The sequence below is a fragment of the Ruegeria sp. BHSC037 genome, from assembly GCF_059613045.1.
Window position 1 is genome coordinate 114612 of record NZ_JBXWRT010000009.1, and the last position, 12275, is coordinate 126886.

Here is a 12275-nt window from a genome sequence, read left to right on the forward strand (position 1 = left end):
ACTCCTTCCCGTGCTGCTCGTGCCCGATCGTTGACCCTCGGATCAGAGGGTGCGCGCCTCAGCTTTCGTAGTCAATCGCGTGGCGCAGCTGTTTTTCGTATTCCAGGGCCTTGCCGGTGCCCAAAGCCACGCAGTTCAGGCTTTCGTCGGCAATCGACACGGCCAATCCGGTTTGTTCGCGCAGGGCCAGGTCCAGATCGCCCAGCAGCGCGCCGCCGCCGGTCAGCATCACGCCCCGGTCCACGATGTCCGCAGCCAGATCTGGTGGGGTGGTTTCCAGTGCGGTCATCACCGCCTCGCAGATCTGCTGGACGGGTTCCGACAGAGCCTCGGCCACTTGAGCCTGGCTGATCTCGATTTCTTTGGGAACACCGTTCAGAAGGTCGCGCCCGCGGATGTGCATCGACTGCCCGCGCCCGTCATCGGGCATCCGGGCGGTGCCGATGGTGGTCTTGATCCGCTCGGCGGTGGATTCGCCCACCAGCAGGTTCTGCTGACGGCGCAGGTACGAGATGATCGCCTCGTCCATGCGGTCGCCCCCCACGCGGACCGATCGGGCATAGACGATGTCGCCCAGCGACAGAACGGCCACCTCGGTGGTGCCGCCGCCGATATCCACGACCATGTTGCCGGTGGGATCGGTGATCGGCATCCCGGCGCCGATGGCGGCGGCAATTGGCTCGGCGATCAGACCCGCGCGGCGGGCGCCCGCCGACAGAACCGACTGACGGATCGCGCGTTTTTCAACCGGCGTTGCGCCATGCGGCACGCAGACGATGATCTTGGGCTTCGAAAAGGTCGAACGCTTGTGCACCTTGCGGATGAAATGCTTGATCATCTCTTCCGCGGTGTCGAAATCGGCGATCACCCCCTCGCGCATTGGGCGGATGGCCTCGATCGAGCCAGGAGTACGGCCCAGCATCAGCTTGGCATCTTCGCCCACGGCCAGAACCTTCTTGACCCCGTCCTTGACATGGTAGGCGACAACCGAGGGCTCCGACAGGATCACGCCGCGCCCCTTGACATAGACCAGCGTGTTGGCCGTCCCGAGGTCGATGGCCATATCCGCTGTGAACAGGCCGCCCAAACTGTCGAAGATCCCCATATTTCCCCTGATCCTGTCTGTCAGAAATTTCTACTGCCCGCGACTCGACGGTTCCGGGACGGATGACTTATAGGGTGCCAAGACGCCCGGTAAAAGGGCTGATTCCGCGTAAGTCAGCGCCTTTCCGCCTTTCTGACAGGGACTTTAGAAGGCAACATGCTCTCATATCAACACATTTACCACGCAGGAAATCTGGCGGACGTGCAAAAGCACGCTTTGTTGGCATGGATGCTGGACTACATGAGCCGCAAGGACAAGCCGATCAGCTATCTCGAGACTCATTCGGGGCGGGGCTTGTATCACCTGAATGCCCCCGAGGCCGTGCAGACCGGAGAGGCAGCGGCAGGGATCGGGCGCGCGCTGAGCAACGGGTGGTTTGCCGATGATCACCCGCTGGCACGCGCGTTGCACTCGGTTCAGGCGCAGTTTGGCGAAACGGCCTATCCCGGATCGCCGCTGATTGCGGCAAGCCTGCTGCGTCCGCAGGACAGTCTGCATTTCGCCGAGCTTCACCCGCAGGAATACGCGGCGCTGAACCAGGCTCTGACTGGGCGCGGTGCCAAGACGTACAGACAGGACGGGTTCGAGCTGGCTCAGTCGGTTCTGCCGCCCACACCTCGGCGCGGGATGATGCTGATTGACCCCAGCTACGAGGTTAAGGCGGATTATGGCCGCCTGCCTGGGCTGATCGCCAAGTTGCACCGCAAGTGGAACGTGGGCCTCATTGCCCTGTGGTACCCGATCCTGACGGACGATCGGCACGTTTCGATGGTGTCGGCACTGAAGAGCCTGGATCTTCCCAAAACGTTCGTGCACGAAGTTCGGTTTCCGCCTGCGCGGAAGGGGCACCGGATGATCGGTTCGGGCATGTTCGTGGTCAATGCACCCTTCGGGATCGAAGACGAGGCGGCGCGTCTTTCCGACCTGTTCGCAAAGATCTGACGGCGCTTCAGGGGCGATGGTCTCCCGCCCCGTCTGACAGCATCAAAGATGCCGCCAAACGTGTTGGGCCCGGCACCGCGCCTTGGGAGCGGTGCCAGGCCCAAGGCCGTCAGGCTGCGCGGCGAAGCCGGGCTGCCGCGGGCGCGGGAGCCCTGCCTGCCATTTCTGATCAGGTCAGATCCTTGTAGCTGATCTCGCGTGCATCCGCGCCCGGGCCGGCCTTTTCGCGGCGCATGATCAAGCGGTTCAGCGCGCTGATATAGGCCTTGGCCGACGCCACCACGGTATCCGTGTTCGCGGATTGGCCCGTGGCGATCATGCCGTCTTCCTCCAGGCGGACGGAAACGGTTGCCTGTGCGTCGGTGCCTTCGGTCACGGCATGCACTTGGTACAGCTGCAGATGCGCCTTGTTCGGGTAGATCACTCGGATCGCCTTGAAGGTGGCGTCGACCGGCCCGTCCCCGTGCTCGGTGGCGATGACATCCTTGCCGTCGACCTCCAGTTCGACCGTGGCTTCGGCCTGACCGCCGGTGCCGCAGGTGACTTTCATCGAGACCAGCTGCAGGTGGTCGTTGGTCGCGTCATCAGCGCTCATCAGCGCGATCAGGTCGTCGTCGAACACCTCTTTCTTGCGGTCGGCCAGTTCCTTGAACCGCACGAAGATGTCCTTGAGCTGGTTGTCCCCGACCTCGTAGCCGAGTGTCTCCAGCTTGTCGCGCAGCGCGGCCCGGCCCGAATGCTTGCCCAGCGGAAGCGAGGTGCCCGAGAGGCCTATATCTTCGGGGCGCATGATCTCGAAATTCTCGCGGTTCTTCAGCATGCCATCCTGATGGATGCCGCTTTCATGCGCAAAGGCGTTCTTGCCGACGATCGCTTTGTTGAACTGCACCGGAAAGCCCGAAACCGTCGCCACCCGACGCGAGATATGCATGATCTTGGTGGTGTCGATGCCCGTTTTCCACGGCATGATGTCATTGCGGGTACGCAGGGCCATCACGACCTCTTCCAGCGCGGTATTGCCCGCGCGTTCGCCCAGGCCGTTGATCGTGCATTCGATCTGCCGTGCGCCGCCGGCAACCGCGGCCAGGGCGTTTGCGGTAGCCATGCCCAGATCGTTGTGGCAATGGGTGGCAAAGATCACCTCGTCGGCGCCCGGAACGGTTTCGATCAACCTGCGGATCAGATCGGCCGACTCCGCCGGAGCAGTATAGCCCACCGTATCGGGAATGTTGATCGTGGTCGCGCCGGCCTTGATCGCAATCTCGATCACGCGGCACAGATAGTCCCATTCGGTCCGGGTCGCATCCATCGGCGACCATTGCACGTCTTCGCACAGGTTGCGGGCATGGCTGACGGTCTCGTGGATCTTTTCGGCCATCTCGTCCTGAGTCAGGTTCGGAATGGCCCGGTGCAGTGGTGAGGTGCCGATGAAGGTGTGGATCCGGTTCTTCTCGGCGTGTTTCACCGCCTCCCAGCAGCGGTCGATATCGGCGAAATTCGCACGGGCCAGGCCGCAGATGCGGGCGTTCTTGGCGCGCTGCGCGATTTCCGACACGGCCTTGAAATCCCCCTCGGAAGCGATTGGAAAGCCGGCCTCGATGATGTCGACGCCCATGTCGTCCAGCAGCTCGGCGATTTCCAGCTTTTCGTCATGGGTCATGGTTGCGCCGGGGCTTTGCTCGCCGTCGCGCAAAGTGGTGTCAAAGATCAAGACGCGGTCTTGGTCGGTCACGTTGGTCATGGGGGTCACTTTCTTGTCTGTCCTAAAGCCATTGGCGCGCAGGCGTCCTCCTCTGAGCGGGCGCGCCGGATGGCACGCTCAGAGGCGGATTAGGATCAGTAGGCCACGCAGGGACGCGCCACGGGCGGTGGCGTCGAACGAGGGGATATCTGCGCGGTTGATCATGGGTTCGAGGTTATACACCCCGAACCGGGAATGAAAAGAAGGAAAATGCGCGGCCGTCCGATTTCGCGAAAGGATCGGAAACGGGGATTGATTGCGCAGGCAACTCCGCTAGCTGGAGACCGATGAGAAATGCTTTGGTCATAGGTGCAAGCGGCGGGATCGGCCGGGCCGTCTGCAATGAGCTTCTGTCGCGGTCGGTTCATGTCGTCGGTCTGTCGCGGTCGGAAAACGGGCTGGATTTGATGCAGCCGGAACTGGCCGACGAGATGCTGGGCCGTGTCGAAGGGCCGTTCGACCTTGTTCTGGTGGCATCCGGTGCGCTCGAGATCGACGGGGCGGAACCGGAAAAGACTATTCGGGCGGTTTCGGCCAAGGCCATGATGGATCAATTCGCCCTGAACGCGGTGGGACCGGCTCTGGTGCTGAAACACGCGCATCGCCTGTTGCCGCGCAACGGTCGGTCGGTGTTCGCGGTACTGTCGGCACGTGTGGGCTCGATCGGGGATAATCGTCTGGGCGGTTGGGTCAGTTATCGCTCGGCCAAGGCAGCGGTGAACCAGATCGTGCATACGGCCGCAATCGAACTGGCCCGAACCCACAAGGATGCGATCTGCGTCGCCCTGCACCCCGGAACGGTCAAGACCCCGTTCACGCAGAAATACCTGGGCCGGCACCCTGCGGTCCCGCCGGACGAGGCGGCGAGCAACCTGATGCAGGTTGTCGATGGTCTACGTCCCGAGCAGACAGGGCAGTTCTTCGACTGGGCCGGAAAGCCGGTGCCCTGGTGACGTTCTACCCGTCCGACGGGGCGGCATCCGGGTCCGTTTCGGCTTCGGGCGCTTGCGGTTCAGCCTCGGTCGGCTGTTCGGCGCCGGATTCGGTCAGCGCGCCGTTTTCCCAGGTGCCTGTTTCTTCTTCCCCGTTGGCATAGCGCATCGTGCCGCTGCCCTGACGCTTGCCATTGACGAAATTGCCTTCGTACACGTCGCCGTTGGGGTAGGTCGCAACGCCAAATCCGGTGATCTTGCCCTCGGACCACGCGCCCGAATATTTGAAGCCGTTGGGCATCACCACCTCGCCCTGGCCGTGGCGCTGGCCGTTCAGGAAATCGCCGGTATAGACAGTGCCGTCGGCATAGGTCGCCTTGCCCTTGCCCTGGCGCACGCCGTCCACCCAGTCTCCGTCATAGCTGGACCCGTCGGCGCGGGTCAGAACACCCTTTCCGTGAGTGCGGGCGTTTTTGAACTGGCCTTTATAGATCGTGCCGTTGGCATAGGTGGCGGTACCCCGGCCTTCGATTACCCCGGCAACCCAGTCGCCTTCGTATGAGGAGCCGTCGGGATAGGTGATGCGCCCTTGCCCGTCGGCCAGATCTGCTTTGAAATCGCCGACATAGACCGACCCGTCGGGATAGGTCGCCTCGCCCAGCCCGTGAATCTGGCCGTCCTTCCATTCGCCCGAATAGACATATCCGTCGGTGCCCGTGTAGGTGCCCTTGCCGTCGCGCCGGTCATCGTCGAATTCGCCTTCGTAGATGTCACCATTGGCATAGGTCACCTTGCCCGCGCCCTGACGCCGGCCGTCGACCAGCGGGCCTTCGTAAACGTCTCCGTTAGGCTGGGTCAGGCGTCCGGTTCCGTTGATCCGGTCCTCGGACCATTCACCTGCATAGTTCATCCCGTCGGGCATCGTCAGCGTGCCCTGACCGTCGCGCTGCCCGGCCTTGATGTCGCCCTCGTAAACGGCGCCATCGGCATAGGTGATCTTGGCCTTGCCCTGGCGCACGCCATTGACCCAGTCGCCGTCATAGACATAGCCTCCGGGGTCGGTCATCACGCCCTTGCCATGATGTTGCGCGTTTTTGAACCCGCCCTCGTAACGTATGCCGTTGGCATAGGTCACGACACCGGTGCCGTTGATCGCGCCGTCCACCCATTCGCCTTCGTAGGTGCCGCCATCGGCGAAGGTGATCTTGCCCTTGCCGTGGGGCCGGCCCTTGACGAAGTCGCCCTCGTAGACCGAGCCGTTGGCGTAGCGCGCGATCCCTTTGCCCTGGATCTCGCCTTCGACCCATTCGCCGGTATACTCGAACCCGTCCGGCAGCCGGTAGGTGCCTGTGCCGTGGCGCAGACCGTTTTCGAAGGTGCCCTCGTAGACACCGCCCACGTCGTCATCGGCAACGATGACCTGGCCCTGCTGCGCCAGAGACTGGCCGGCCACACCCATCGCGGCGATGGCAATCGAATTCCTGAGAAGCTTCATCTGGGTCCCGCCTGCCCGGTTGTCATCTGTTGGGTTCGCTCGTGCAAAACTATGACACAGCATCCGGTCGGGCAACGGGTTTTGCCGCTATGGCCTTTCACTTGCGGCCCGATCTGCTAAATGCCTTGGCAGGTGACGAGGGCAAGAGGGCAAACATGGCCGACCATTTCCGCATCACGCTGGCACAGCTGAACCCAACGGTGGGCGACATCGCGGGCAACGTAGCCAAGGCCCGGGCCGCGTGGGAGCAGGGCTGTGCGGCGGGCGCCGATCTGGTCGCACTGCCCGAGATGTTCGTCACCGGCTACAACACGCAGGACTTGGTGCAGAAGCCTGCCTTTCACGCCGCCGCCATGGACGCGTTGCGGCAACTGGCCACAGACTGCGCGAACGGGCCGGCCATGGCCATCGGCGGGCCCTGGGTCGAGGACGGCAAGCTCTACAACGCCTATCTGATCCTCAACCAGGGGCGGATCGTCAGCAAGGTATTCAAGCATCACCTGCCCAATGAAACGGTTTTCGACGAAGTGCGCCTGTTCGATGCCGGGCCGCTGGGCGGGCCCTATGCCGTGGGCAACACCCGGATTGGCAGCCCGATCTGCGAGGATGGTTGGCACGAGGACGTGGCCGAGACGCTGGCCGAGACCGGCGCCGAGTTCCTGCTGATCCCCAACGGGTCCCCATATTTCCGCGACAAATACGATGTGCGCCTGAACCAGATGGTCGCGCGCGTGGTCGAGACAGGGTTGCCTGTGATCTATCTGAACATGGTCGGTGGGCAGGACGACCAGGTGTTTGACGGGGGCAGCTTTGGCCTGAATCCCGGCGGGGCGCTGGCCTTCCGCATGCCGGTTTTCGACGAGGCGGTGACACATGTCGATCTTCAGCGCGGCGAACAGGGCTGGACCATCGCGCCGGGCGCGGTCGCGGAACAGCCCGACACGTGGGAGCAGGACTATCGCGCTATGGTGCAGGCGCTGCGCGACTACATGGCCAAGACCGGGTTTTCCAAGGCGTTGCTGGGCCTGTCGGGCGGGGTCGATTCTGCGTTGGTGGCCACAATCGCCGTCGATGCGCTGGGGGCTGAAAACGTGCGCTGCGTGATGCTGCCGTCGGAATATACCAGTGCCGCGTCGCTCGAGGACGCCGAGGCGGTCGCCAAGGCGCTGGGCGTGCAGTACGATTATGTTCCGATCAGCCAATCCCGCGCCGCCGTGACCGAGACCTTGGCGCCGCTGTTCGCGGGTCGACCGGCCGACATTGCCGAGGAGAACATCCAGTCCCGTCTGCGCGGTCTGCTGCTGATGGCGATCTCGAACAAGTTCGGCGAGATGCTGCTGACCACCGGCAACAAATCCGAGGTCGCCGTGGGCTATGCCACGATCTATGGCGACATGAATGGCGGCTACAACCCGATCAAGGATCTGTACAAGACCCGGGTGTTCGAAACCTGCCGCTGGCGCAATGCCAATCACCGCGACTGGATGAAAGGGCCGGGGGGCGAGGTCATCCGCCCCTCGGTCATCGACAAGCCGCCCAGTGCCGAGCTGCGCGAGGATCAGAAGGACAGCGACAGCCTGCCTGACTATCCGGTGCTGGATGGCATTCTTGAGATTCTCGTGGATCGGGACGGTTCGATCGCCGATTGCGTCGCCGCCGGGTTCGACGAGGCCGATGCCCGCAGGGTCGAGCATCTGATCTACATCAGCGAATACAAGAGATTCCAGTCGGCGCCGGGCACCCGACTAACCAAACGGGCCTTCTGGTTGGACCGGCGCTATCCGATCGTGAACCGCTGGCGGGACCGCGGGTGAGCCGCACGCCCGGGATGAGTCTTGGGCGGCAAAATGCACAGTTTTGTTTTGCGAAAAGAAACAATGTCATCTGAATATCCATCATTGTGTGTTTTGTTGGCCGGATAGAGGCTTTGGCCCCGCAGATCCTTGCTGCGATGACATCTTTTCGACATAATTTGGTACAGGTCCTGCCTTGATTGGCCGTTTCGGCCGCGTGCATCTTGAAAGACAGGGCCGCTGGTAAAGCATCCGTGGTGGGGTGCCAAACGTTAGTTGGTTGGTGTTGAGATGTTTAACGATTATGACAAGCCGCTGCATGCTCCTTGGCAGTACAAGGAGATGGAGTCGCCGCCGCAAGATTTGGATGTGGCGGACGTGGATGCCGCGATCGCGGATATTCTGCAAGAGGAACGACGCCGAACACCGGCCGCAGCGATCAAGCGCCCGGAATTTCCTGATCTGCGTGCCGACGAGGAACCCGACGATGGGCAGTCCGCGCCGAGCCTGGTGGGCACCTTCCGGCAGAAACTGGCGGAACTGGCAGGCGCGGCCTGAGCCCGGGCGGGGTGCGTCGAGACCGAGCGTTGAGAGCTGCAGAGCGGCACCCAGCAACTGTTGTTTGTCGAACTTCCAGCCATGAAAAGCCCGCGCTAAGCGCGGGCAGTCCAATGGTGCGCCGTCGTTTACCCCATCATCTGATAGCTGACGGGCACGAAGCGGAAGCCTTCACCGCGCTGTTCGACGAAGCCTGCGGCCGGGAACGGCATGTGATACCCGATCATCGGTATCTTGTCGGCGGCCAGCATGCCCAGAACCTTGCGCCGCGCCGCGGTCGCCGCAGACTTGTCCATGTCGAACCGAACCTCCCATTCGGGATGGGCGAAGGACCAGACATAGTGGTTGGCCAGATCCGCAGTCAGGATCAACCGCTGACCGTTGCTTTCCAGGTGATACACCATATGCCCGGGCGTGTGGCCGAATGCGGCCATTGCGGTGATGCCCGGCGCGACCTCGGCGCCATCTTCCACGAAGGTCATCTTGTCCGCCATCGGAGTGACCTTGGCTGCCACCATGTCACCGACGCGGTTGCCGGTCTCTTGCGCCGACCAGAAGTCATATTCTGTCGCGGCCGTGACATAACGCGCGTTAGCAAAGGTCGGAGCGTCATTCGTGGTCATCCCGCCGATGTGGTCGGGGTGCATGTGGGTCAGAACCACCACGTCGATGTCATCGGGCGAAACGCCGGCATCGGCCAAGGCCTTTTGAATGCCGCCTTGGCCCAGGCCCGTGTCGAACAGGATCATTTCGCTGCCGGTGTTCACAAGCGTGGGCGTAAAGAAGAACTGGGCCTTGTCGGCAGGGATGAAGTTTTCCGCCGACACTCGGGCGAATTCCTCGTCCGAGGCGCCTCCCCCAAAGATTTCCTTGGCGCCGTCCCGTGGCAGGCTGCCGTCAAGCAGGGTCGTCACGGTGAGATCTCCCAGCATGAAGCTGCGGGCGGCGGCCGAATTGGCCATGGCCCCCGGTCCGGCGGCCAGGGCTGGTTTGACCGAGGCGGCAAGAGGCAGCGCGGCTGCGGCACCCAAAGCGGCGCGGCGGGTGAATTTCGGTGTCATTGAACTGTCTCCCTGTGTGATCACGCGTGATGAACTAGGGTGGCCGCGCGTCCCGGCAACCCTGGGCGGCGTCGGCCACCCAGCAATCGCTGGACAAAAACGCGCCCATATGACAAGAGCCGCGCCAACAGGAGACATCCATGACAACGACCCGCTTCGCCCCGTCGCCCACCGGTTACATTCATGTGGGCAACCTGCGCACCGCGCTGATGAACTATCTTATCGCCCGCAAGGCCGGCGGCACGTTCATCCTGCGCATCGACGACACCGACCCCGAGCGGTCAAAGGAGGAATATGTCGATGCGATCAAGCAGGACCTCGAGTGGCTGGGCCTGCACTGGGACCGGGTCGAGCGGCAGTCGGACCGGCTGGACCGCTATGCCGAGGCCGCCGACAAGCTGCGCGAGATCGGTCGGTTCTACGAGGCCTTCGAGACCCCGACCGAGCTGGACCTCAAGCGCAAGAAGCAGCTGAACATGGGCAAGCCGCCGGTTTATGACCGGGCCGCCCTGAACCTGTCGGAGGCCGAGAAAGAGGCGCTGCGGGCCGAGCGCGGCAACGGCGTGTGGCGGTTCAAGCTGGATCACGAGCGCATCGAATGGAAAGACGGCATCCTGGGTGACGTGTCGATCGACGCTGCCTCGGCGTCGGATCCGGTGCTGATCCGCGGCGACGGGCAGGTTCTGTACACGCTGGCTTCGGTGGTGGATGACACCGAGATGGGCGTGACGGACGTGGTGCGCGGCGCCGATCATGTCACCAACACCGCGACCCAGATCCAGATCATCAAGGCCCTAGGCGGAGCCGTTCCGAACTTTGCGCACCATTCGCTTTTGACCGGCCCGCAAGGTGAGGCGCTGTCCAAACGGTTGGGGACTCTGGCGCTGCGCGATCTGCGCGAGCAGGGTGTCGAGCCGATGGCGCTGTTGAGCCTGATGGCTCGTCTGGGGTCGTCAGATCCGGTGGAACTGCGCAGCGACATGGCTGAGCTGATCGAAGGTTTCGACGTGACCCGGTTCGGGTCGGCGCCGACCAAGTTCGACGTGCAGGACCTGTTCCCGCTGACGGCCCGGTATCTGCAGACGCTGCCGCTCGAGAAGGTTGCCGACGCGGTTGCCGCGGCCGGTGTGCCCGATGAACTGGCCGAACCGTTCTGGATGATGGCGCGCGAGAACATCACCACGCTGAACGACCTGAAGGGCTGGTGGGAGCTGTGCCGCGACGGGGCCGAGCCGCTTATCGACGAGGAGGACCGCGAATTCGTTGCGCAGGCGATGGAACTGCTGCCCGAGGGGCCGTTTGACGGCGAGACCTGGGGCAAGTGGACGGCGGTTGTGAAAGAGGCGACCGGCCGCAAGGGCAAGGGCCTGTTCATGCCCCTGCGCAAGGCGCTGACCGGCATGGAGCGTGGCCCCGAGATGGCGGCCCTGCTGCCGCTGCTGCAGGTCATCCGCGCGCGCTCATAGGCCCGTGCCGTGCAGGCGTGAGTGAACTCGAACAAACGACAAGGCGGGCGCGAACTGGACCCGCCTTTGTCATGCGGCCTGAACGATCTGCGCAGCGATGCGATTCAGGTGGGCATCCACCAGGTCGGTTTCTTCCGGGCGCAGTTGCTGGTGACGCGGATAGCGCGGCTCTGCCCGGTCGTTCAGGATTGGGGCGTTCCAGCCATCCGTCGTGTCAAAGAAATCCCGGACACCCGTTTCACCGAAGGCGCGCAGATAGCCCTGCACGACCACGTCGACATAGCTGAGCAGGATCGGATGATTCCGGTTGGGATCATTCTGCCGCTGTAGCGGGACGGCATAGACCGCGATCTCGATCTCGCGCGGCAGGGGATGGCTGACCTGCTCGGTGGCCGCGACCCGGTCATAGGCCCATTCGCGTTCATCCAGCGCGGCCCAGTCGTTCTTGGGAACATGGGCGATCATCCCGTCGATCTCGGACTTTGCGTCGGGGACCGCTGTCAGGAAGGCCACCGGGCGCAGGTCGGTGTGGCACCAGGCGCGCCGCCAGCCGCGCAGACGGGCCGGATGCGGGTCGGGGAAGTCATGTGTGGCCAGATTCACGAGGCTGCCATAGCCAAAGAAATACGGGTCAGTCATTTACGCGCTGTCCGAAGTTTCGATTGATGTATGTCAAACCGTTTTTTTGCGGTGCGTGCAATAAGGCTGCATCTTGTTTTTCGGGGGGAGGATCTCATGCGGATCACCAAACGAACGAATATCGCGGTGCGGCTGCTGATGTATTGCGCCGCCCATCCTGACCGGCTGGTGACCAAGTCGGAAATTGCCGAGGTGTGCAACATCTCGGAAAACCACCTGGCGCAGGTGATCAACCAGCTCAGCCAGCTGGGGTATCTGAGCACGCAGCGTGGCCGGAACGGCGGGATGGAACTGGGCCGCTCGGCCGATCAGATCCGGATCGGGTCGGTCTTTCGCCATGTCGAGGGCGACTTGCCGATCGCCGAATGTTTTGCGGATGCCGACAACACCTGCCCGTTGACCGATGCCTGCCGGTTGCGCCTGGCCCTGCAGGATGCGGCCGAGGTGTTTTTTGCTTCGTTGGACGAAATCACGCTGGATGCGTTGGTCTGTGACAACGATCCGTTGTTGAAGATTCTGCAGCCCGTGACTTGCGCTCGGTGA

At 63.0% G+C, this 12275-nt stretch carries 11 protein-coding genes; 6 read left to right on the forward strand and 5 right to left on the reverse strand.

The genetic code is table 11. The features are described from left to right. Nucleotides 1–58 precede the first annotated feature (58 nt). A complete protein-coding gene (locus AC2FMN_RS10830; RefSeq protein ID WP_093963423.1) occupies nt 59–1105 on the reverse strand; it encodes a rod shape-determining protein in 1047 nt (348 codons plus the stop codon). 156 nt (nt 1106–1261) lie between these two features. Here AC2FMN_RS10830 and AC2FMN_RS10835 point away from each other — a divergent pair, with 156 nt between their 5' ends. Beyond that, a complete protein-coding gene (locus AC2FMN_RS10835) occupies nt 1262–2047 on the forward strand; it encodes a 23S rRNA (adenine(2030)-N(6))-methyltransferase RlmJ (protein ID WP_496681888.1) in 786 nt (261 codons plus the stop codon). Nucleotides 2048–2216: 169 nt separating this feature from the next. On the opposite strand, the gene AC2FMN_RS10840 is transcribed toward AC2FMN_RS10835, so the two are convergent. Next, nucleotides 2217–3788, reverse strand: a complete 1572-nt coding sequence (locus tag AC2FMN_RS10840; RefSeq protein ID WP_260064196.1) for a 2-isopropylmalate synthase — start codon at nt 3786–3788, stop codon at nt 2217–2219. A gap of 287 nt (nt 3789–4075) precedes the next feature. On the opposite strand from AC2FMN_RS10840, the gene AC2FMN_RS10845 reads away from it, so the two are divergent. Next, the gene (locus AC2FMN_RS10845; RefSeq protein WP_260064203.1) at nt 4076–4741 is read left to right on the forward strand and encodes an SDR family NAD(P)-dependent oxidoreductase; all 666 of its coding nucleotides are present in this window, start codon (nt 4076–4078) and stop codon (nt 4739–4741) included. A gap of 4 nt (nt 4742–4745) precedes the next feature. Here the strand turns inward: AC2FMN_RS10845 and AC2FMN_RS10850 are convergent, their stop codons facing one another. Continuing rightward, nucleotides 4746–6215: a 2-isopropylmalate synthase gene (locus AC2FMN_RS10850; RefSeq protein ID WP_496688138.1), complete on the reverse strand. Its 1470-nt coding sequence runs from the start codon at nt 6213–6215 to the stop codon at nt 4746–4748. Nucleotides 6216–6370: 155 nt separating this feature from the next. On the opposite strand from AC2FMN_RS10850, the gene AC2FMN_RS10855 reads away from it, so the two are divergent. After that, nucleotides 6371–8029 carry an NAD+ synthase gene (locus AC2FMN_RS10855; protein ID WP_496688140.1) on the forward strand — a complete coding sequence of 553 codons (1659 nt, stop codon included), beginning with the start codon at nt 6371–6373 and terminating at the stop codon, nt 8027–8029. 255 nt (nt 8030–8284) lie between these two features. Then, the gene (locus tag AC2FMN_RS10860) at nt 8285–8566 is read left to right on the forward strand and encodes a hypothetical protein (RefSeq protein ID WP_496688142.1); all 282 of its coding nucleotides are present in this window, start codon (nt 8285–8287) and stop codon (nt 8564–8566) included. A 128-nt stretch (nt 8567–8694) separates the two neighbouring features. Here AC2FMN_RS10860 and AC2FMN_RS10865 read toward each other — a convergent pair whose 3' ends face one another. Then, nucleotides 8695–9627, reverse strand: coding sequence for an MBL fold metallo-hydrolase (locus tag AC2FMN_RS10865; protein ID WP_496688144.1), 933 nt, complete (start codon nt 9625–9627; stop codon nt 8695–8697). Between the two features lie 140 nt (nt 9628–9767). On the opposite strand from AC2FMN_RS10865, the gene gltX reads away from it, so the two are divergent. Next, nucleotides 9768–11093, forward strand: a complete 1326-nt coding sequence (gene gltX, locus AC2FMN_RS10870) for a glutamate--tRNA ligase (protein ID WP_496688145.1) — start codon at nt 9768–9770, stop codon at nt 11091–11093. A gap of 69 nt (nt 11094–11162) precedes the next feature. Here gltX and AC2FMN_RS10875 read toward each other — a convergent pair whose 3' ends face one another. After that, nucleotides 11163–11732 (reverse strand): gamma-glutamylcyclotransferase family protein, encoded by a 570-nt coding sequence (locus AC2FMN_RS10875; protein WP_496688147.1) that lies wholly within the window; start codon nt 11730–11732, stop codon nt 11163–11165. 96 nt (nt 11733–11828) lie between these two features. Between AC2FMN_RS10875 and AC2FMN_RS10880 the strand changes: the two genes are divergently transcribed. Then, complete coding sequence (locus tag AC2FMN_RS10880) at nt 11829–12275, forward strand: RrF2 family transcriptional regulator (protein ID WP_496688149.1); 447 nt, start codon at nt 11829–11831, stop codon at nt 12273–12275.

What these genes read in the sequence shown, in the direction of transcription:
- AC2FMN_RS10835 (WP_496681888.1), top strand. Translation starts at nt 1,262, where the DNA reads ATGCTCTCATATCAACACATTTACCACGCAGGAAATCTGGCGGACGTG.
- AC2FMN_RS10830 (WP_093963423.1), bottom strand. Translation starts at nt 1,105, where the DNA reads ATGGGGATCTTCGACAGTTTGGGCGGCCTGTTCACAGCGGATATGGCC.
- AC2FMN_RS10865 (WP_496688144.1), bottom strand. Translation starts at nt 9,627, where the DNA reads ATGACACCGAAATTCACCCGCCGCGCCGCTTTGGGTGCCGCAGCCGCG.
- gltX (WP_496688145.1), top strand. Translation starts at nt 9,768, where the DNA reads ATGACAACGACCCGCTTCGCCCCGTCGCCCACCGGTTACATTCATGTG.
- AC2FMN_RS10875 (WP_496688147.1), bottom strand. Translation starts at nt 11,732, where the DNA reads ATGACTGACCCGTATTTCTTTGGCTATGGCAGCCTCGTGAATCTGGCC.
- AC2FMN_RS10840 (WP_260064196.1), bottom strand. Translation starts at nt 3,788, where the DNA reads ATGACCAACGTGACCGACCAAGACCGCGTCTTGATCTTTGACACCACT.
- AC2FMN_RS10845 (WP_260064203.1), top strand. Translation starts at nt 4,076, where the DNA reads ATGAGAAATGCTTTGGTCATAGGTGCAAGCGGCGGGATCGGCCGGGCC.
- AC2FMN_RS10880 (WP_496688149.1), top strand. Translation starts at nt 11,829, where the DNA reads ATGCGGATCACCAAACGAACGAATATCGCGGTGCGGCTGCTGATGTAT.
- AC2FMN_RS10855 (WP_496688140.1), top strand. Translation starts at nt 6,371, where the DNA reads ATGGCCGACCATTTCCGCATCACGCTGGCACAGCTGAACCCAACGGTG.
- AC2FMN_RS10850 (WP_496688138.1), bottom strand. Translation starts at nt 6,215, where the DNA reads ATGAAGCTTCTCAGGAATTCGATTGCCATCGCCGCGATGGGTGTGGCC.